This window comes from Salinigranum halophilum, from assembly GCF_007004735.1.
Taxonomy (GTDB): domain Archaea; phylum Halobacteriota; class Halobacteria; order Halobacteriales; family Haloferacaceae; genus Salinigranum; species Salinigranum halophilum.
The window spans coordinates 21640-40900 of record NZ_SSNL01000009.1 but is presented as its reverse complement, the minus strand read 5'-3'; the positions used below and the strand labels follow the sequence as shown (position 1 = coordinate 40900).

The following is a 19261-nucleotide window of genomic DNA, read 5'->3' as shown; positions in this document are numbered from 1 at the left end:
TATCTGTGTGAAGATCGGTTGTCTGCTGCATCCACTGCTCTGGGCGTTGTTCACTCCTGTTCTTCGACCGGGTCGAAGACGTGTTCGGCAGCCGGAAACGCCCCGCTTCGAACCTCGTCGACGTACGACTGCACCGACGCGTGCACGACCGAGTTCAGGTCGGCGTACTGCTTCGAGAGGCGGTACGACTCCTCGCTCAGCCCCAAGACGTCAGTGACGACGAGCACCTGTCCGTCGACGTACCGTCCTGCCCCGATTCCGATCGTCGGCACGTCTACTGCGTCGGTGACCCGCCGTCCAGTCTCTTCTGTGACCGCCTCGAGGATGATGGAGAAGGCACCAGCGGCTTCCAGCGATTCCGCGGTCTCTACCAGCGCCTCCACCGTGGCTGAGCTGCCGTCACCCCGTCCCTGGACGTACCCACCCCCGATCTGTTTCATCCGTTGTGGAGTCAGCCCGATGTGCCCCACGACAGGCACCCCCAGTTCGGTGAGCCGAGAGACGATCTCGATGGTCGTCTCGCCGTACGGTGCGGTCTCCAGTTTCACGGCGTCCGCGCCGGCTTCCTTCATGAACCGACCGGCGTTCTCGACTGACTGCTCGAGCGAGGTTCCGTACGACAGAAACGGCATGTCGCCGATCACCATCGCCTCCTCCACTGCCCGGTCGACCGCCGCCGTATTCGACAACGCCTCCGCGAGCGTCACCGGGAGCGTGCCGTCGTAGCCCAGGTGGTTGTCGCCGGCACTGTCGCCGACGAGGATCATATCGACGCCGCCGCTGTCGACCTGGCGGGCGATCGGCGCATCGTACGCGGTCAGCATCGTGAGCGGCGTCCCGCGTTCGTACTTCTCGTTGAGCTCTGGAATCGACGTGCGGCCCATACAGTAGCCGTCCCACAGCGACACTGTATACTGTTCGTTAGCGGTTGCCGCCGCACCACGAGGGCGCACCGCGGCCGACCCTTGCCGAACCCGTCGCCGAGACGCTCGAGTTCGAGGACACCCGCTCGGGGTGACACACCGGGACGTCGACAGCCTCAGCCGCTGGCGCGCGCTTCGAGATGGCCGGCCACGACGAGGTAGTCGCGGGCGAAGACGAGCAGCGAGGGCGTGACGACGACGGCCGCGACGGGCCACACCACACTGACGGGAACGAGCGGGCAGAGCGCGACCGTGATGAACGCCATCTGTACCCCGGCGAGCGGCCGTCGAACCCGACTCTCGGGGAGGTCGTACACCGGCTTATCCCGTCGACGCCGCCACCCCCGCCCGAGTTTGAACAGGTAGCGTGCGAGCGAGAGAGAGAGGTACCACACCGGGAGGCGGCCCCAGACGACACCGACGAGCGGCGCGACGAGGAAGCCAAGCGTGTCGAACGCCATGTCCAGTTTCGCGCCGAGTTCGGTCTCTTGGCCCACCGTCCGCGCGAGGTAGCCGTCGACGGCGTCGAGCGCAGCGCCGGCCCCATAGAGGACGAGCGGCCCCCACCGCCAGAGGCTCTGCGGCGGCGGAACGACGAGGAGGAAGCCGGCCGCAGCGGCGTACAGCCACCCCCGCGAGACCGTGACGGCGTTGGCTAGCCCGAGCGTCGGTGAGACGTCCCGAGACGCACGCGCTGGGTCTGTGGGTGGTGCGGAGACTCCCGGACGGTTCGCCCCGAGGAACCGACGGAGGAACCACAGCTGGTAGCCCGCGACCGGTACGGCGGCGAGGAGCCACCGACCCGCCGCCGTGGCGTCGAACGCACGCACGAGGGCCGCTGCGGTCGCGAGTGTCCCGGTGGTGGCGAACGCGACGGCCAGCCACCAGCGCCGTCGGAGCGCCGGGGGAACGCTGTCGCCCGAGCGTGTCACCGTGCTCATCGCTCGAACGACGGGTCGGCGAGGCCGTCTAGCCGCGCCAGCTGTGTCTCGGAGAGGCGGAGCCGTGCGGCCGCGAGGTTCGCGACGACGTGGTCCGGATCGACGCTCGAGGGGATGGGCACCACCCCACGCTGGACGTTCCACGCGAGGACGACCGCCGCGGGCGACGTCCCGACGTCGTCGGCGACCGACTCGACGACCGGGTCGGCGAGCAGTCCCGGAGCCGACAGCGGCGAGTGCGCGAGCACGCGAATCCCCCGCGCGTGACACCACGCGACGAGCTCTTCCCGTGGGCGGTACGGGTGGCGCTCCACCTGGACGAGCGCGGGCGGCTCCGTCGCCTCGTCGACCACCCGTGCCACCTGTGGGACGGTCACGTTACAGAGGCCGAGCGTCCGGGTCAGCCCCGCTTCCTGCAGGCGTTCGAGCCGCCGCCAGGTGTCGAGCAGGCCGTGGTCGGCGCGGGCGGGCTCGCCGTTCTCGTCGGTCGGGAACGTCAGTCGCTCCTGTTCGTCGACTGGGAGCGACGTGAGTTCGCGGAGCGGGCCCTGATACGTCCAGGCGTCGGGCCAGTGCAGCGCGTAACAGTCGAACGCGTCGATGCCGAGTTCGGCGAGCGAGCCTTCGCACGCCTCGCGGAGGTGGCCGGGGCCGTGGTTGGTGTTCCAGGGTTTCCCGAGGACGAACAGCGACTCCCGGTCGGGCGAACCGGGCGCGGCGAGCAGGTCGCCGATACGTGACTCGTTGCCGTACAGTTCGGCCGAGTCGAACAGCCGGTAGCCGGCGTCGAGTGCCGTCGCGACCGAGTCGATGCGGTCGACGTAGTCGCCGTCGCGGTAGCGCGAGCAGCCGAAGCCGACCGGTGGGAGCCGGATGGCTTTCCGGCCCTGACGCTGAGCTTGACCCTCACTCCGCCCCTGCCGGGGAGACGGGGACGAGGGGCGAACCGGTGGTGGGGTGAGCGTCGGCGTCGGGCATGTAGGGCCGTCGACTGGGACCGACCCGCCGGACGCGGCGGCGGCTTCGATGGCCGCACACACCCGGACGACGTGGGCAGAGCGTCGGGCGCTCGCCTCGGGGCGGTGGCCGTGCTCGACGGCTCGTGCCAGCCGTTCGGGGCCGGCGAGGTACGGCCGTTCCCGCCGCGGGAACGGGTGTGGTGCCGCCGTCGGCTCGCGCTCGCCGCCGCGGACCGTCACCGACTCGGTTTCGGCCGCCTGCGCGCCCGCATCTCGGAGGTAGAGCGTGCCGTCGTCGCCGTGGAGTTCGAGCCCGTAGAACTCCCGGCTGCGGTGGTCGACGTAGAAGCTCGCCCGGAGAGAGACCTGGACGCCGGCGGCGAACGCGAGCGTCGCCTCGACGTGGGGTGGGCGGGCGTCGTCTCCCCCCGTTCGGTCACCCGGCCACGCGTCGAGCGCGTCGGCGCGACGCACCCGCTCGACCGGACCGAACCAGGAGACGAGCAGCGAGAGGGGGTAGACGGCACCGTCGTACAGCGGACCGACGGCGAGGAACGATTCGGGCCGGCTGTGCCACGACGTCACCCGGCCGACGTGCGCCGTCGCGTACGCGAGTCTGACCTCGCCGAGGCGGCCGTCGGCGAGAAACGAACGGGCGTGCCGCTGGGCGTCACCCCGATGGTTGATGGGTGCACAGCCGAGCGCGAGCCCCCGTTCTCGCGCCGACTCGACCAGGCGGTCGGCTCTGTTGGGGTCGAGCGCCAGCGGCTTCTCGGAGAACACGTGCCGTCCGGCAGCGAGACACTCGTCGGTGACCGGCGCGTGCGCCGCGTGACTCGTGAGGTTCACCACCAGCGAGGCGGGTTCGCTCGCGAGCAGCGCCGTGAGGTCGGTGTACGGCGTCGCGCCGGTGTCGGCCGCAATGGAGTGAGCCCGGTCCGCGTCGCGGTCGCAGACAGCCGTCAGCCGGAGCGACGTGTCCGTGAGCCCGGCCGCGTACTTCTCGGCGACGGCACCCGCTCCGACGAATACACAGTCCACGGTCAGGAGTTGGGAGTGGCGAACAAATACCCCGTGGTCGATGCGGGACGCTCGACCGCCATCGCGCGCCGTCGCCGTGACGGCTACCGCCCGGTGAGGAGCCCCGGTGTCGGCAGGAGCGACGCCTGACACTCCCGGCAGGTGAGCATCTGACAGCGCTCGGTACACAGCTGGACCTCTTGACACAGTTCGCACTCGACACGCTGGACGTACCAGTCGCGCGATGCCAGCGTCTTGGTTCGATCGGCGGACCCGAGCATTCTATCTGTATGTCCGCCGCACAGCGTACTTAACGCCTCTTCACACCACCCGTTCCGAAGACGACTGTGCGATTACGCCGCAAATATCGCCAGGAGACGGACGATTCGGCGGAAAAGCCTCTCGGCTCACCGCGTGGGGCGGGTCGTCTCGTCGTCGTGGAGGCGGAACGAGTCGAGCATCGTCGACAGTTCCTGTGAGACCTCGTCGACTTCGGCCGACCGTGTCGCGATCTCCGCGACACTGTCGGTCTGCTGGCTGATCCCCGCGGATATCTCTTCGACCTGGGCGCTGACTTCCTGGCTCGCGCGAGCTGTCTCCTCGACGGCTCGATGGACGTTCTCGACGTGAGTCACCTGGTTCTCGGTCGCCCGCGAGATCTCCGAGAGACCGCTGTTCGTCTCCGCGACCGCGTCGTCGATCTCGTCGATCCGGTCGACGACTGCCTGAACCGCCCGCGCCCCGCGCTCGACCTCCTCGTTGCTGGTCTCGATGGTCTCGGCGGTCTGTGTGACACCCGTCTCGAGTTCCGTGACGCTCTCGTCGATCTCGCCGACCGCCTCTTTCGACTCCTCGGCGAGCGCGCGGACCTCGTCGGCGACGACCTTGAACCCGCTTCCGTCGCGGCCAGCGTGGGCGGCTTCGATGTTGGCGTTCAGCGCGAGGAGGCTGGTCTGTTCGGCCAGCCGGTCGATCATCGTGGTCATCTCGTCGATGGCCGTCATCTGCGCTTCGATCTCGTCGATCATCTCCAGGTTCCGCCGGGATGCGGCGAGCGTCGCCTCCATCCGCTCGATGGCCCGCTCGGCGTCCTCGCCGCCTTCGGCGGCGGTCGCCGCGGTCTCCTCGGAGACGGAGGTGAGTTCCTGGGTACTGGCCGTGATCTCCTCGATGGTCGCCGAGAGCTCTGCGGCGTCCTCCTCGGCAGTGTCGGCCCGGTGGGCCTGTGCCTCGACCGTCTGTGCGACCTGCTCGCTGGAGTCGTCGATCTCACGGATGGAACTCCGGGTCTGCTCACCCGCCGCGGCGATGTCGTTCCCGATCTCGGTGAGCGAGTGGGCGTGGCGCTGGACGGTCGTGAGCATCTCTCTGAGTCGGGTGACCGCGAAGTCGAGGTCCGACGCCATCTCGGAGAACTCCTCGTGGACGGCCTCGACGGCGGGGAACTCCGACTCCGGCTCCGGCACCGTGGGCTGGATGGTCAGGTCGCCCTCGCTGAGACTCGCGAGGTTCTCCTTCAGCGCGGCGACGACCTCCTGCTGGTAGGCTTCGAGTGCTCGCTCCTGCGCCTCCAGGGTGGCTCGCTGGGAGATGTTCCGATTGATCTCGAGGGCGCCGGTGACGGTCCCCCGTTCGTCGACGAACGGGAGGACGGAGCGACTGACGGGTATCTCCTCACCGTCGACGACGACGGTGTCGTCCATGTTCTGGACGGGTTCGCCGGTGTCGAGAACCCGGCGCATGACGCTGTTGTCGGCCTCGCCGTACTCGAAGAGGTTCGTTCCCTGCAGTTCGCCGACCTCGCGATTGAACATCTCCCGACACTCCGCGTTCGCGTGGGTGAACGTCCCCTCGCTGTCGACGATGAACATCGAGTAGCTCAGGCCGTCCATCATGCTCTCGACGATGGACGCCGGTGTCGCGTCGAGGACGGTCTTCGTCCCGTGACCGCCTGTTCGACGCGCGCTGTCGCTTCCGCCGGAGGACCGAACCGATTTCGTCACAGCGAGGAGGTGACTCAACATACGCGCTCGATTTCGAGTACCCGATATCAGGGTTTCCCCTGAAGGACTCGAATTTGATACTTGGGGAGGCGGTCGTCACCTCCTCGATGGGGATGAGCCTCGGTATCGCCCGGTGGCACAAGAACTCGGAAACGGATAGTTACCACACAGGAGATAGCCAGCGGTGGTGGCAGAACCTTCCGACGACGGGACTCGAGCGTACGGCCGCTTGTCTGTCCCACTGAACAATCGAACGGACAGCAATCTTCATGTGGTCTGAAACCCATCGGGATAGTTATAAATCACTACCCGGGGCGTAGCCGGACGTGCCTGAGCCGAGCGTCTGCTCCCGCCCGTCGACGTGGAGTCGCGTCTCGTTCTCGATGACGTGGAACACCTCGCTTTGTCCGTGCGTGTGAAGGTCGTTCTCGAACAGCGGCGGGACTATCATGTCGAGCGCCAGGTACTCACCCTCGGTCGTCTCAGCATCCGCGATGATGGACAGGGTCACACCGAGGACGTAGTCGTGTGCAGGTGCGGTTCAGGTATTGGATTCGGGAGTATAGTTCGACATGATGTTCTCCGATGGGGCGGACAAAGGTCCGCAGTCGGGCTATCAAACTTGCCCACCCCGTCGACCGTACCGAGACACCGAAGAGGATTGTAGGAACCCAGTGAGAACTTCTTACCCACTGAGACACACTCGTCCAGCCGATTTCTAACGTCGAAGTTGAAGAGTTCACCGAGGCGATCGGTGACCTCGGCGAGCGCGTCACCGACTTCCTCGCCAAGGGCACCGACCGCACACCTGAGGAAGTTGAGGTCGCTGTTGACGAGCTCTCGAAATCCAACCCGATCGACGACGAGTAACTGACACATCAACGCACGGATAGTTCCCTGCCTGGATGTGATAAAACCGCCCGCCAGTGCGCCGCTGGGCTAGTCCGGTACTCTCCCCCTCTAGTATAGTCTTTTGTCGAACCCATCCACGACGGGTGCAGACGCGTCAAGAGACGCTCTCGGGCGCACCGTGCGCGCCGCAACTAGCCCAGATATCTATAGTCGGGAAACAGAGAGGTTGAAGGTTGGGGCGAGACAATCTTAACCAACAGTAGGTCGTCTCAATCGAGAGTGTTGGTTAAGTCTCGCCGCTCTTGTGTAGAGCTACGGAAAGACCCTGTAGTTACACTGAGCCAGCCATAATCTAGGAGTATGTCTTCTGCTCAGCCGGCGTTCGGCGGGATGTTTCGAGAGCTGATCGAGCTGGGCGTCGTCGAGATCGACACCGAGCCGCTCGATGCGGGCATCGAGCGGCGACTCAAGGAAGTCTGGGAGAATACGTCCTGTCCACGGTGTGGGCACAACGCCGTTCAAACGTGGCCGCATCTCGACCGCGTGTGGTGCCGTGACTGCAACTTCAAGCCGGTCTACACCTACGGAACGCCATTCCACGAGAAGCACCTCTCCTGCGGTGAGGTGCTTCTCGCGTTCACGCTCTACGCCGATACACTGCTCAGTATCAACCAGATCGCGCCGTTGCTCGGGCGAGCCTACAAAACCGTTCACACGGCGATTCGGGAGGTGGAAGCCGCGGTTCAGCGCGGCTTCCCCGTCGTCTGGAAGCTTCTCGACCAAACCACCGATGGACCGACGCAAGTCGACGAATCCGGCACGGTCTGTTCGGGCTACAAAGGCCAAGAGCCGCCGCGGAACAGCCGTTCTCGCGGCGGCTCATCCCAGACAGGCCGCTCACGCTGGCGGGGGCGTCACGGTGATCAGTTGACGCTCGTCGCGGCGTGCCGCGACTCGCTTCGTGTGATCCGGGGCCAACTCGGCATCGATTATCAAGATGATCTCAAACCAGTGATTCAGGAGGCTGAAGACCTCTCCCAGTCGCTGGGAGAGGTCTGGACCGACGGCCTCCAAGCGTACCGAGAGATGGACCTCGGCCACCGAACGGTTGTGCACAAAGAGCGGTACGTATCGTCCGACGGCGTCCACATTAACCAGGCTGAATGCCTGTTTTCACTGGTTCAACCGTGGCTGCGGAAGTTCCGCGGCCTGTCCAAGCAGGGCTTGGAACAGGCCGCTCACACGTTCGGTCTCATTCGCTCACTCAACCTCGCTGGTGAATCCGTCGAATCAGCCATCGATTGTGTCGTTATCGGGGCTTTCCGCAATTCTACATAAGAGCGAGAATTCTCAGCACGTTCTGGCAGGGAAGTCAAAGGTCAGGTCAGCGCCCGACAATGCTCACAATCTGTTGACGGACCTGTGTATCAATCGGAATCTGTGAGCAGCGGTCATCAAGCCCGATTGACTGGAGCAGGAGGCTCGCCTCGTCTAGAAGTGAGAGTTGGAGATACGTGCCCTCACGATAGCCATCACTCGTCCGAGTCATATCGATGATCCTCAGCGTTTCGTACTCCCGGAGCTGATCTGTGATACGTTTCTGGCCAAGCACAGTCACGTCAATCGATTCTGCGAAGAGTCGATAGACCTGGTACATCTCGGTCGCTTTGAAATGCGACTGCGACGTGAACTCGTCCATCGCGGCAAAGGCGGCAATGGCAATCTTCGCCTGCCCGGGACAGCCACGAATCAGATCCTGAATCCGAGTCACCTCGGCGTCATCGTTAGCTGCTCGGACGTGTTCTTCACGAACGAGGTCTGCATCTTGATCACGTGCTACCTCGCCAGCGAGCCGAAAGAGATCAAGCGCCCGTCGAGCATCGCCGTGTTCCTGTGCCGAGAACGCCGAGCAGAGAGGGATCACATCATCTGAAAGAACACCCTCTCTGTAGGCGCCACGACGCCGAGTAAGGATGTCGCCGAGTTGGTTTGCATCATATGCAGGAAAGACGATCTCGTCAGGTGCGAACGAACTCTCGACACGGGTGTCGAGTCGGTCTCCGTATTTCAGATCGTTACTGATGCCGAGGACGGTGATGCCCGCATCGACGTCGTTCTCCTCACCAGCACGGGAGAGCTGCATGAGGAATTTACTGTCATCGGCTTCCTCGGGCGGGACGTTCATCGCATCATTTGGTGGGGCAAGGCGGTCGATTTCGTCGAGAACGATGATAACAGCGTCGTAGAGCTCGTCGATGATGGTCCACAACCGATCGTAGTACGCCCCTGCTGCGATGCCCGAGTGTGGGACAGTGATACCAGTGCGTGCAGGGTCGTTTAGACTCTTCGCGAGGTGGATAACCGTCTGAACCTCTGACCGCCGCTGCGCACAGTCGATGATTGCACGGCCGATCTGAACATCATTGGTCCGACCTCGCTCGACAACTTCACGACTTACGTAGCGTGTGACGAGCGTCTTCCCGGACCCAGACTTCCCGAGAAGGAGTGTTCCCTTTCCAGTCCCGCCTGAGATGGCCGGTTTGAGGCGACGAGCGACAGTCTCGATCTGCTTGTCCCGTCCGACGATCTTGTCCTGGTCGGGAATGTAATCGATACGGAGCAAGTCCTCGTTGGCGAAAATCGGATCAGGCTCGTCGAGAACAGAAAGCGGATCATCACGAGAGCTAGAACGCGAATACGTGACCGCCCCCTTCTCGGCAGCGTAGTCGCCGAGGGTCTTCACCTGCTCCGTGTGTGAAGGCATACACCGGATTTCAAATGAAATGGGCTTAGTTCTTTCCCCAAGGACATCGATATTAGTCGAATCTGAGTGAGATACACCGGTTGGCGGCAGGAGTTAAATGACGGATGGCGGCATGATGTAGCGGCAAGTCGAACACCACATTTCAGATGAAATGATTTCAGTGAGCAAGTCGAACACGGAGATGATACCCCAACACCGGATTTCAAATGAATTCGTATGAGGTGCGACCAACGACGAATAGCAGGACACCCCCTCCCCGGATTTCAAATGAATTCACGCGCGAAAGGGTGGTCCTTCGTTGGTACCACACGTGGGATGTAATCCCAGAATCACCTGTTAGGACGCTTGTGACGTAGGTAAAGACGCTGTAGGAGAGTAATTCATTTGAAATCCGGTGCGTCAAAGAGTAATATTCTATCTATCATTTATAAGCCAATTGTGATGGGATACAAACAACTTAACCGGAGGTGAGTATATAAACTATCTAGTACTTGGGACGACTACTGATAGAAACGCGTTGAAGATGATGTTAGTAGCTTCTTTTCTCTCTACTACTACTACTACTTTACCTAGACAAGTAATTATATATAAAGAAGAAACAGCTCCCAAGTTCGAGATGAAGAGATATCGGTCGTAATCAGTAGTTTCAGGCCTTCAATAACGGGAATCTACGTCTCAGACACTGTCCGTTCCCATCCCGAGAACCACCCCTCCCCTTCCCGTGGAACCGATTTCATTTGAAATCCGGGGAGGGGGTGTGTACGGTACCGAGATGGTGACCACCGCGAGCGTCGACTGGGTCCCGGTCGCGACGTCCACCCCCGTCGGACCCCCGAGGTGGACGACCACGCCCCGCTCGCGTGGGCCCGACACCTGCTCGTGTCGGTGGGGCGAGCTTCTCGATGTGATCGGATGGGCTGCAACACCCCGACTTCCGTCCATGGAAGTTAATGGACGAATCGAGCCGTAATACTAATTTAGTATTACAGTCTAATTCGGTAATATGCCCCGTGTCACGACAAAGGGACAGGTGACCATCCCGAAGCCAATCCGCGAGGAACTTGGGATCGAACCGGGCGACGAAGTCGCGTTTGAGGAGACTGACGCCGGCTACACCATCAGGAAGCAAGAACCGACGACTGCAGAGGGTGGCGATCCGTTCGAAAAGTATCGAGGGAGTGCTGGGGGCGACCACACGATGCCTGAGCGGATGCGACGGCTTCGCGGAACGTACCCTCGTGATGTCGATCGCGAGGCCGAGGATGCCGACTCGGAGGCTGACGTGTGATTACGGCGGTCGATACGAACGCACTGCTCGCGATTCTGTATGAGGACACGCACACCGACGCGAGTGAGGCCGCTCTCCGAACGGCGTATCGAGAGGGCAAGGTCGTGGTCACGCCAATCGTCTATGCCGAACTCGCCGCTGACGGTCACTTCGAGACCGTGGCTGAATTGGACCAGTTTCTCGAGGACTTCAGTATCCAGCTCGCCGAGCCGTCTCGCGCCGCCCTGTTCCGAGCCGGTCGCCAGTTCCAGCGCTACACGTCACGTCGACCGGACGGATTCCAGTGCCCGGCGTGCGGACAGACACAGCGTGTCGCGTGTGAGGAGTGTGGAGGAGACCTGACGCCACGCCAGCACATTGCTGCTGACTTTCTCATTGGAGGGCACGCTGTCGCCGATGCCACTGCACTGATTAGCTTCGATACGGGCTTTTATCAGACGTACTTTCCCTCGCTCACTGTCCGTCCCGACTGATCGAGCAGGTCGCATTCGGTGTCTCAGTATTCGCGCTCGATCTCGAGTTTCCGTATCGCCCGCTCGAACACCTGTTCATGACGGTGGCGCGAGCGTGGCTTCGAGCGTTTTCGTAGCAGTGGTGGTTATCCGACAGTGTGAGCTATGCAACCAAAGCACACGAACTGCACGTATACTGTGAATCACCTCGGGGTCGAGCTCCGAGGCTTCACCGTTTAGAGTCCGCAACGCACCGGGCAGGCGAAGTTAATTCCCCCTTGACCTCCCCTCTCGGGCTCGCTGGAATTCACACCCGAACGCGCGGTGCATGCGTGAGAGTCGGTCGCTCCACCACCTGATAGTGTCCGCCTCACCACGTCGAAGACGTGGGGTTTGAGAGACACCACATTTCCATAGGTGTCTCAGTCAGCGACGCGCCAATCCTATTTAATGACCGAACGCAGCGAAGGTGTGAGCGGCCTGTTCCAAGCCTTGCTTGGACAGGCCGCGGAACTTCCGCAGCCACGGATGCAAGAGTGACCACAAACACTCAATCTTGAGACGCCGCTCAACGCCCTCCTCGAGCGGATCGATTCGAAGTTCGAAGATACCGTCGTCGATTAGTTTCGAAGCATTCCGCCGAAGACTGGCTAGGTTTTGGACATATCCGCCATACGTCGGCGGAATGGACTGACTTTTCCGTAGCTTTGCGTAAGAGCAACTCCGGACGAACGAGTGGCGTTCATATACTCCTCGCCGTAAGCATCAGTCAGTGCTCTCTCGCGCCGTCTCGAACGCTCACTCGCCCGACTTGGAACTCCGCACCGTCTCGCCTCCTGCCGCCGAGGGGCCCCCGCTCCTGTTCGTCCACGGCGCGTACGTCGGCGCGTGGTGCTGGGCCGAACACTTCCTCCCGGCGCTCGCCGACCGGGGATACACCGCTCACGCCGTGAGCCTCCGCGGACACGGCGAGAGCGGCGGTCGGCTCACCACTGCCGGGGTCGACGACTTCGTCGCAGACCTGAGACGGACGGTCAACCACCTGGACGCGTCACCCGTCCTCGTCGGTCACTCGATGGGTGGGGTGGTCGTCCAGCGCTACCTCCAGCAGTACGACGCCCCCGGTGCCGCACTCATGGCGTCGCTCCCGCCGCAGGGGATGGCCGGACTGACCGCCCAGTTCGCCGGCCGCGACCCGGCGCTCTGGTTCCAGTTCGGCGTGCTCCAGGCGTTCGGGCCCGGTGTCGCCTCGCCGCGTGCGCTGCGGCGTGCGCTCTTCTCCGACGACCTCCCCACCGACCGCGTCGCCGACTACGCATCGCAGGTCCGAGGGGAGTCTCCGCGTGCGCTCGCCGAACTCACGACCCCCATCGTCACCGGGCGACTCCCCGACGACGTGCCGGCGCTGGTGGTGGGGGCGGGTGAGGACAGCATCGTCCCCCGGTGGGCCGTCGAAGCGACGGCACGGGCGTTCGACACCGACGCGACGTTCGTGCCCGGCGTCGCCCACGCGATGATGCTCGACACGGGGTGGGAGCAGTCGCTCCACGCGCTCGTCGACTGGCTCGCGAGCCGGGACTTAACTCCCAATTAAATAAATCAATACGGCCGAAAGTCAAAAATGGGAGAGTCACGCCGGTTCCGCTCGGGTCTCGTCTCGGGACGACGTGGCGCACGCTGCACGGTGGCTGTCGATCGGTCTTCGATGCCGAGCGACACGCCGTGGCTGTTCCCATCCGTGTCGGAGTCTGTCACAACTCCGTCCGGCAGCGTCTCCTGGTATCCCCCTTTGTGTTCTCCGCGCTACTCGTCGGTCAGCCCGAGGTCCGCCGCGGCAAGGTCGGCGATGCTGTCGACGACGTCGGGGTCGACGTGTGCGACGTCCTCGCCGTCGTGGAGGCTCTCGTTGTGTTTCGCGACGGCCGCCGCCACCTCGCTCACGGCGACGCGGGTCGTCGTCTCGCAGTCGGGGCACACGACCGGGACGGTCGGGCGCTCGCTCTCGTCGCTCATCGTCCCTCCGATGAGAAGCGACCCTCAAAACCCGATTGGTTCCGTCCCGTGTGGGTCGAGGACGGTCGCTCGTCGACGCCACGGCACTCGGTGGCACGAGAGGTAGCTCTATCACGACACGAAACATCATCTGAAGAACATAGTCATATGGACCCAGCTGACGTGCGATACAAGTCGAACGGGAAGATCAAGAAGAAGGATTACAAGCGCGAGCTCGACCGCCTGCAAGAAGAGCTGGTGAAACTGCAACACTGGATCGAAGCGGAGGGGCTGAAGGTGTGTGTGGTGTTCGAGGGGCGCGACGCCGCCGGCAAGGGTGGCGTCATCAAGCGTATCATGCGCCGACTCAACCCGCGTGTGGTCCGCATCGAGGCGCTGGGCAAGCCGACAGAGCGCGAGCGTGGGCAGTGGTACTTCCAGCGGTACGCCGAGCGCCTCCCCACCGAAGGCGAGATGGTGCTGTTCGACCGCAGCTGGTACAATCGCGCCGGCGTCGAACGGGTGATGGGCTTTTGCACCGACGAGGAGTACGAACGCTTCCTGACACAGTGTCCGACGTTCGAGCAGATGCTCGTCAACTCGGGGATGATCCTCATCAAATACTGGTTCTCCATCAGCGACGAGGAGCAAGAGCGGCGCTTCCGCAAGCGGAACCAGGACCCGAAGAAGCGCTGGAAGCTCAGCCCGATGGACCTTGAGGCGCGCGCACGGTGGGAGGAGTACTCGAAGGCGAAAGACGAGATGTTCGTCCACACCGACATCGAGGCGGCCCCATGGCACGTCGTCCACGCCGACGTGAAGAAACACGCGCGACTCAACTGTATCACCCACCTGCTCGAGCAGATCCCCTACGAGGACCTCACACCCGACCCGATCGAACTCCCGCCGCGAGAAGACCGCGGGACCTACGACCGTCCGCCGATCGACAGTCAGACGTGGATCCCCGCGGTGTACGGGTCGAACCCAGTCGACGAGGAGTGAGGCGGCCGGTCACCAGGCGCGGGTGAACTGCAGTTTGAACACCGCACCGTGGGGGTCGTTCGTCTCGACCCAGACGTCGCCGCCGTAGGTCTTCATCACCTGGTCGACGAAGAAGAGACTGAAGCCGTTGCCGTGGTGGACCTGGTCGAGTTCCTCGCGGCCGAAGATCATCTGCCGGCGGCTCTCGAACACGCCGGGGCCGTTGTCGGCGACGGCGACGACGACATGGTCGTCGCCGACGTCGAGTGTCACCTCGACCCGGGGGGAGTCGGCGGTGTTGTGCTCGACGGCGTTCTCGAGGACCTCCCAGAAGACGCGGTCGACGGTGGCGTTCGCGACCACGTGGGCCGGTTCGAGGTCGTCGTCGAGGCTGATGTCGGCGTCGGCGAACTCCCGCGCCGCCCGGCCGACGACGGAGCGGAGCGGTTCGTCGAGCCGCATCGTGTTGACGACGGCCCGTTCTTGCGTGTTGAGGAGGTGTTCGAGGTCGCGGGCCGTGTCGGCGCTGTCGATGATGTCGTTCAGCCGCTCGCGCGCCTTCGTCATCGACGCCTCGGCGGCCTCGTCTTCGACCAGCGCCGCCACCTGCTCGACGTGGCCGAGCACGACGTTGATGTCGTTGCGGATGTTGTGTCTGAGAACGCGGTTGAGAATCCGCAGCGCCCGGGTGTGGCGCCGGCGTTCGGTCAGGTCCGTGAACACGCCGGCGAGCACCTCCGTCTGCCCGTCGCGTTCGATGGGGACGGCCGACCCCATGCCGTAGAAGACGCGGTTGTCGGCCGTCATGAGTTCGCACTCGCCGACCCACTGCTCGTCCGAGAGGACCTGCTCGGCGACGTCTTCCAGAATGCTCTCGTCGACCAGGATCTCCGGGACGTACGTCCCGATGAGCGCCTCGCGGTCCTCGTACCGGAGGAAGGCCGCCGCGGCGGGGTTCGCGTCGCGGATGACGAAGTCGAGGTCGATCACCAGTGCCGGATTCTCGATGGAGTAGAAGACGGCCTCGTAAATCTCGGGATCGAGGTCGGACATGGTGCGTGAGATACGCTACTGTTCGGCCATCGAGCGCTTAAGAGTGCGGGTCAATTATCAACAGAGATATCACTGTACGGCGACAGGCTGGTTCGGGGGTCGCTCGACGAGGCAGATACGAGACCTCAGTCGGGCGTGAGGCGACGCCTCACTTCAGACCGCGCGCTTTCACGTCGACCTCCAGGAGATGTCGCATCCCGTCGACGAACGAGTGGAGGTCGACGCTGTCGACGTCGTACTCTCGAGAGACCAGGCTGCGGTAGGTCTCGTTCCACGAGAGCAGGTGCTCGTGTTCGATACCGGCGTCTTTGATGCGGTGGGCGATGGTCTCGTTCGGTACGTCGTCGTCGCGGATCTCGGCCTCGGTCACGACACCGCGTTCGAGTGCCTCGACGACGACGCGGGAGGTGTAGTCGCACTCGTCGAGTTCGCGCTCCCAGGTGGTGACCCAGTTGCCGATCCGGGCGAGCCGCTGGGCGTCCCACGTCACGTCACGGAGTGTCGCCAGGTCCGCGAGGTCGAAGTCGGGTGAGAAGGCGAGGTCGATGTCGACGTAGATGAACAACAGCATGTTGTGCGTGTCGTACATCTCCGCGCCCCGGGGGCTCGCGAGCTGAGGGCCCTCGTTCACGAGGCGGTTGTAGTCCATCGTGTTGAGCGACTGCCGGAGGTCGAACTCGAACAGTTCCTCGAAGTCACCGCGTCTCGGAGCGCGGCTCAGATACGCCTTCGTGAGGTCCCACGACTCTTGGAGGAGTGCAAGCGCCTCGGTGTCGGCGCCAGGAGCCTCCACGTCGCATCGGGTCGACGAGAACGGGATCTTTCGCCCCTGCTCGAACGTCTCTTTGTCCAGGTGGCGTTCGGAGAGGTCGTCGAGGACGGTCATGTACACCGAGAAGCAGAACTTCGCCTTCCGGGCGAGCTCGCCGTACTCGTCGGGGACCGACGAGAGCCGGAAGCTGGGGAACACGTAGTAGAGCCACTGCCAGAGGAGCTGGTCCCGGTCGGTGGTCAGTGTGCCGTAGTGGTCCAAGAGCGGATCGAACTCCGGTGGGAGTTCGGTCTGGGTCATGTCGCGGACGATTCGCGGGAGCTGTCTGGTCGTGACACTGGTTGCCATCTTCAAACTTTTGTGAATGAAGCAGACAATATAAAATTATTTATTCGAGATAGTTAAAATTAAATCAATAATTAGATGTATAAAAGTTACAGCTCCGCGATTAAAACATACTGTATTCAGTGAAAAAGTGAGTGGAAGGAACGTCTCGTGTCGGCGCACATCGTCAAAACGGCCTGTTTCAGCAGCTGATAGCGCTTCGCGCGCACTCAGGTTCGAGACGATTCACTGGGTCTCTCGTTCTCAGTTGCCGACAGCAGGACTCGTACCAGTTGTTTTCCGTTTCGTCTACGAGTGGCGTCGCAGTGTCGCGGCCGTGGCAGAACGAGAAAGTATCACTCCTGAGGCTTCCGGACGGAGACGTGGGCATCCGACTTGTGGTGTAAGCTACCAGCCCCCGACTCACGAGACAACCGACGAGATAAAACCGTGTGGCTGCAGAGCCGAACCATGCAGGTCGGTTCCCGTCGGTGTCTGCTCAACCCCAAAAGCGGTACCGCAGACCACGCGACCTACGTGCGACGGCGGCTCGAAGCCCGGGGCTTCGCCGTCGAGGAGACCGAGAGCAAGGCCCACGCGGTCGCCTGCGCTCGCGAGGCCGGGCGAGACGGCGTCTCGACGCTCGCGGTGTGCGGTGGCGACGGCACGGTGAACGACGTCGTCCGCGGGCTGTACGACGTCGATGCGCTCGGTGACGTCACGCTCGCGGTCGTGCCGGGCGGAACGGCGAACCTCCTCGCGGGCACGCTCGGGATTCGCGACCTCGACCACGGTATCGAGGTGGCCGACACGGGGGCGGTCGAGACGGTCGACGTCGGCGTCGCCGCGGACCAGCCGTTCGTCGTGAGCGCCGTCGGCGGACTGCCGGCGAACGCCAGTACCGCCGCCTCCGACGAGTTGAAGACCCGGTTCGGGACGCTCGCCTTCCTCGTCTCGGGTGCCCGCGAGACGCTCTCGTTCGACTCGCTCGACATCCGCGTCACCACCGGCGACCAGGTCGTCTTCGACGGGTCGGCGCTGTCGGTTCTCGTGGGCAACGCCCGGAAGTTCGTCGAGGAGGGCGGACAGGCCGCAATGGCCGACGGGCAGTTCGACGTGGTCGTCGTCGAGGAGATGCCGCCGGCGAACGCGGTGGCCGAAGCGGCGATTCACCGCCTGCTCGCCCGCGGGACCGACGGCGTGACCCACCTCCGCGCCGAGACCGTGACGATCGAGGGGACAGAGCCAGTGACGTTCAGCCTCGACGGTGAGTTGACACGCCGGAACCGGCTCTCGCTGTCGGTGCTCCCCCGGGCCCTCTCGCTTCGGGTGGGTGCGGGGTACGACCCGAATCCGAGCTAGCGCGAGACCGGGCGTTCCCGGTCGTCGAGAAATTTCGACATGAGCGAGAGCAGCTCGTTCACGACGTTGCCAATCAAGTTCTTGCACTCGCTCTCGTGTACGATGTGGATGCGATTGTTCAGATAGTTGCAAGGAGGAACCCCACGAGTTCAGTCATCGGAGGAATCCGACAAACCACGAACGATAGCAGTCCGACTCCCCCACACCAGACGTAGAAAGTATAAAACACTACTTCGTATGTGAAGTTACAGATGGAGGTCAAACGAACCATTCCGGTCAAAATATCGGTTCCAGACGACCGAGAGGACGACCTCCATCAGACTATCGAGCAGTTCAACCACGCCTGCAACTACACCGTTCAGAACGGCAGGAACGACGACGGCTACCTCATCCTTAACAAGTCCACCATACACGACAACGTGTACTACGACCTGCGAGACGAGACAGACCTGCCCGCGAACCTCTGTGTCCGTGCGTACTCGAAAGCCGTCGAAGCAATGAAGTCCACAGTTGCAGACTGGAAGAAGGGCAACAGCCGACCCCTTCCGGGCTTCAACGAACCGTCCGCAGTGTACGACAACCGGACGTTGACGATTAAGGACAGGTCGGCCACCCTCTCGACCATCAACGGTCGGGTCGCCGTGGACTATGTTCTCGGAGACTACCAGAAGTCCTACCTCGATGATGACGACTACGAGAAGCGAATGGGAACGCTCCACTACCGCGAAGACGAGGAGGTGTTCTCCCTCCACATCGTCATCAAGAAAGAGGTCGAAGAACGAGACGGTGACAAGATACTGGGTGTAGACTTGAACTTGAAGAACGTCGCCGTCACGAGTACGGGGTCGTTCTACGATGGTGGGGAACTGTTGTGGGGGCAGAACCACTACTTCCGCGTGCGTCGAAGCCTTCAGCACAAAGGCACTCGCTCCGCCAAGCAGGTACTCCGGCGACTGTCGGGGCGAGAAACCCGCTTCGTGCTGAACCGCCTGCACACCATTTCTCGACGCATCGTGGAGGAGGCAGACTCCCACGACTGTTCGTACATCGCCGTCGGACGATTGACCCACATCCGCGAGCGAATGGAGAATCGGGATAATCAAGTGAAGCGTCAGATGCACAACTGGGCGTTCCGCGAACTCCAAGAAATGCTCGCGTACAAGGCCAGCGAGTGCGGTATTCGTGTCGAACAGATACCGCCTGCGTTTACGAGTCAAACGTGCTCAAAGTGCGGGCATCAGTCCAGCACGAACCGTAACTCAGACGGCTGGTTCGAGTGCAACGAGTGTGGGTACTCGGTTGATGGCGATTACAACGCCGCGAAGAACATCGGTCTGAAACTGCTAACTTCACCAGAGGGCAAACGTCCCGATGGGTTGGGCGAGGATCATCTCGCCTTCAAGTCTGGGATACTGAACGGGAATGGCGATTACACCGCCTACGACGTTTCGTCGTCAGACCGGGAGTCTACGGACAAGCCCACGACTTCAGTCGTGGGTCGATGACTCCCACCGAGCAAGACCGTCGGTGACCAGAGTATGAATATCTGTACCGATAATTAAAACCATAAATTCA

At 62.8% G+C, this 19261-nt stretch carries 18 protein-coding genes and 1 pseudogene; 7 read left to right on the top strand and 12 right to left on the bottom strand.

What is annotated here, in order from left to right; genetic code table 11:
• Positions 1–50: 50 nt before the first annotated feature.
• The 7 genes from panB to E6N53_RS20860 all read right to left on the bottom strand — a co-directional run bounded on the left by panB (position 51) and on the right by E6N53_RS20860 (position 6725).
• Positions 51–884 (bottom strand): 3-methyl-2-oxobutanoate hydroxymethyltransferase, encoded by an 834-nt coding sequence (panB, locus tag E6N53_RS20005; RefSeq protein ID WP_142861180.1) that lies wholly within the window; start codon positions 882–884, stop codon positions 51–53.
• Between the two features lie 155 nt (positions 885–1039).
• Positions 1040–1864, bottom strand: a complete 825-nt coding sequence (locus E6N53_RS20000) for a CDP-alcohol phosphatidyltransferase family protein (RefSeq protein ID WP_142861179.1) — start codon at positions 1862–1864, stop codon at positions 1040–1042.
• The gene (locus tag E6N53_RS19995; protein ID WP_142861178.1) at positions 1861–3864 is read right to left on the bottom strand and encodes an aldo/keto reductase; all 2004 of its coding nucleotides are present in this window, start codon (positions 3862–3864) and stop codon (positions 1861–1863) included. The genes E6N53_RS20000 and E6N53_RS19995 overlap by 4 nt, the downstream gene beginning before the upstream one ends.
• A gap of 83 nt (positions 3865–3947) precedes the next feature.
• On the bottom strand, positions 3948–4124 hold the full coding sequence (locus tag E6N53_RS20865) for a hypothetical protein (protein ID WP_161569952.1): 177 nt from the start codon (positions 4122–4124) through the stop codon (positions 3948–3950).
• A 126-nt stretch (positions 4125–4250) separates the two neighbouring features.
• Positions 4251–5867: a methyl-accepting chemotaxis protein gene (locus tag E6N53_RS19990; RefSeq protein WP_142861177.1), complete on the bottom strand. Its 1617-nt coding sequence runs from the start codon at positions 5865–5867 to the stop codon at positions 4251–4253.
• A 274-nt stretch (positions 5868–6141) separates the two neighbouring features.
• The gene (locus tag E6N53_RS19985) at positions 6142–6357 is read right to left on the bottom strand and encodes a cupin domain-containing protein (protein ID WP_142861176.1); all 216 of its coding nucleotides are present in this window, start codon (positions 6355–6357) and stop codon (positions 6142–6144) included.
• Positions 6354–6725 (bottom strand): hypothetical protein, encoded by a 372-nt coding sequence (locus tag E6N53_RS20860; RefSeq protein ID WP_161596611.1) that lies wholly within the window; start codon positions 6723–6725, stop codon positions 6354–6356. Before E6N53_RS20860 ends, E6N53_RS19985 begins: the two co-directional genes overlap by 4 nt.
• Before the next feature lie 333 nt (positions 6726–7058).
• Here E6N53_RS20860 and E6N53_RS19980 point away from each other — a divergent pair, with 333 nt between their 5' ends.
• Positions 7059–8036 carry an IS1595 family transposase gene (locus E6N53_RS19980; RefSeq protein WP_142861175.1) on the top strand — a complete coding sequence of 326 codons (978 nt, stop codon included), beginning with the start codon at positions 7059–7061 and terminating at the stop codon, positions 8034–8036.
• Between the two features lie 46 nt (positions 8037–8082).
• On the opposite strand, the gene E6N53_RS19975 is transcribed toward E6N53_RS19980, so the two are convergent.
• Positions 8083–9462, bottom strand: a complete 1380-nt coding sequence (locus E6N53_RS19975) for a Cdc6/Cdc18 family protein (RefSeq protein WP_136602657.1) — start codon at positions 9460–9462, stop codon at positions 8083–8085.
• Between the two features lie 1003 nt (positions 9463–10465).
• Here E6N53_RS19975 and E6N53_RS19970 point away from each other — a divergent pair.
• Both E6N53_RS19970 and E6N53_RS19965 read left to right on the top strand, forming a co-directional pair.
• Positions 10466–10750 (top strand): AbrB/MazE/SpoVT family DNA-binding domain-containing protein, encoded by a 285-nt coding sequence (locus E6N53_RS19970; RefSeq protein ID WP_142861174.1) that lies wholly within the window; start codon positions 10466–10468, stop codon positions 10748–10750.
• Positions 10747–11223 (top strand): type II toxin-antitoxin system VapC family toxin, encoded by a 477-nt coding sequence (locus E6N53_RS19965; protein WP_142861173.1) that lies wholly within the window; start codon positions 10747–10749, stop codon positions 11221–11223. The genes E6N53_RS19970 and E6N53_RS19965 overlap by 4 nt, the downstream gene beginning before the upstream one ends.
• 349 nt (positions 11224–11572) lie before the next feature.
• Here E6N53_RS19965 and E6N53_RS19960 read toward each other — a convergent pair.
• A pseudogene (locus E6N53_RS19960) lies at positions 11573–11760 on the bottom strand (IS1595 family transposase); the annotation flags it as partial.
• Between the two features lie 214 nt (positions 11761–11974).
• Here E6N53_RS19960 and E6N53_RS19955 point away from each other — a divergent pair.
• Positions 11975–12796, top strand: a complete 822-nt coding sequence (locus E6N53_RS19955; protein WP_142861172.1) for an alpha/beta hydrolase — start codon at positions 11975–11977, stop codon at positions 12794–12796.
• Between the two features lie 209 nt (positions 12797–13005).
• On the opposite strand, the gene E6N53_RS19950 is transcribed toward E6N53_RS19955, so the two are convergent.
• Entirely contained in the window at positions 13006–13215 is a 210-nt protein-coding gene (locus E6N53_RS19950; protein ID WP_136591668.1) for a DUF8149 family protein, read from the bottom strand.
• A gap of 147 nt (positions 13216–13362) precedes the next feature.
• Here E6N53_RS19950 and ppk2 point away from each other — a divergent pair, with 147 nt between their 5' ends.
• Positions 13363–14196 (top strand): polyphosphate kinase 2, encoded by an 834-nt coding sequence (gene ppk2, locus E6N53_RS19945; protein ID WP_142861171.1) that lies wholly within the window; start codon positions 13363–13365, stop codon positions 14194–14196.
• Positions 14197–14205: 9 nt separating this feature from the next.
• On the opposite strand, the gene E6N53_RS19940 is transcribed toward ppk2, so the two are convergent.
• Complete coding sequence (locus tag E6N53_RS19940) at positions 14206–15228, bottom strand: sensor histidine kinase (protein WP_142861170.1); 1023 nt, start codon at positions 15226–15228, stop codon at positions 14206–14208.
• Between the two features lie 148 nt (positions 15229–15376).
• Positions 15377–16348 (bottom strand): hypothetical protein, encoded by a 972-nt coding sequence (locus E6N53_RS19935; RefSeq protein ID WP_142861169.1) that lies wholly within the window; start codon positions 16346–16348, stop codon positions 15377–15379.
• Between the two features lie 447 nt (positions 16349–16795).
• Here E6N53_RS19935 and E6N53_RS19930 point away from each other — a divergent pair, with 447 nt between their 5' ends.
• Both E6N53_RS19930 and E6N53_RS19925 read left to right on the top strand, forming a co-directional pair.
• Positions 16796–17686 carry a diacylglycerol/lipid kinase family protein gene (locus E6N53_RS19930; RefSeq protein WP_142861168.1) on the top strand — a complete coding sequence of 297 codons (891 nt, stop codon included), beginning with the start codon at positions 16796–16798 and terminating at the stop codon, positions 17684–17686.
• 251 nt (positions 17687–17937) lie between these two features.
• Positions 17938–19191 (top strand): RNA-guided endonuclease InsQ/TnpB family protein, encoded by a 1254-nt coding sequence (locus E6N53_RS19925; protein ID WP_142861167.1) that lies wholly within the window; start codon positions 17938–17940, stop codon positions 19189–19191.
• Positions 19192–19261 lie beyond the last annotated feature (70 nt).

Bases quoted from the DNA above. Each gene is read 5' to 3' on its own strand.
- ppk2 (WP_142861171.1), top strand. From the start codon at position 13,363: ATGGACCCAGCTGACGTGCGATACAAGTCGAACGGGAAGATCAAGAAG.
- E6N53_RS20860 (WP_161596611.1), bottom strand. From the start codon at position 6,725: ATGTGTCAGTTACTCGTCGTCGATCGGGTTGGATTTCGAGAGCTCGTC.
- E6N53_RS19925 (WP_142861167.1), top strand. From the start codon at position 17,938: ATGGAGGTCAAACGAACCATTCCGGTCAAAATATCGGTTCCAGACGAC.
- E6N53_RS20000 (WP_142861179.1), bottom strand. From the start codon at position 1,864: ATGAGCACGGTGACACGCTCGGGCGACAGCGTTCCCCCGGCGCTCCGA.
- E6N53_RS19970 (WP_142861174.1), top strand. From the start codon at position 10,466: ATGCCCCGTGTCACGACAAAGGGACAGGTGACCATCCCGAAGCCAATC.
- E6N53_RS19930 (WP_142861168.1), top strand. From the start codon at position 16,796: ATGCAGGTCGGTTCCCGTCGGTGTCTGCTCAACCCCAAAAGCGGTACC.
- E6N53_RS19940 (WP_142861170.1), bottom strand. From the start codon at position 15,228: ATGTCCGACCTCGATCCCGAGATTTACGAGGCCGTCTTCTACTCCATC.
- E6N53_RS19980 (WP_142861175.1), top strand. From the start codon at position 7,059: ATGTCTTCTGCTCAGCCGGCGTTCGGCGGGATGTTTCGAGAGCTGATC.
- E6N53_RS19935 (WP_142861169.1), bottom strand. From the start codon at position 16,348: ATGGCAACCAGTGTCACGACCAGACAGCTCCCGCGAATCGTCCGCGAC.
- E6N53_RS20865 (WP_161569952.1), bottom strand. From the start codon at position 4,124: ATGCTCGGGTCCGCCGATCGAACCAAGACGCTGGCATCGCGCGACTGG.
- E6N53_RS19950 (WP_136591668.1), bottom strand. From the start codon at position 13,215: ATGAGCGACGAGAGCGAGCGCCCGACCGTCCCGGTCGTGTGCCCCGAC.
- E6N53_RS19975 (WP_136602657.1), bottom strand. From the start codon at position 9,462: ATGCCTTCACACACGGAGCAGGTGAAGACCCTCGGCGACTACGCTGCC.
- panB (WP_142861180.1), bottom strand. From the start codon at position 884: ATGGGCCGCACGTCGATTCCAGAGCTCAACGAGAAGTACGAACGCGGG.
- E6N53_RS19990 (WP_142861177.1), bottom strand. From the start codon at position 5,867: ATGTTGAGTCACCTCCTCGCTGTGACGAAATCGGTTCGGTCCTCCGGC.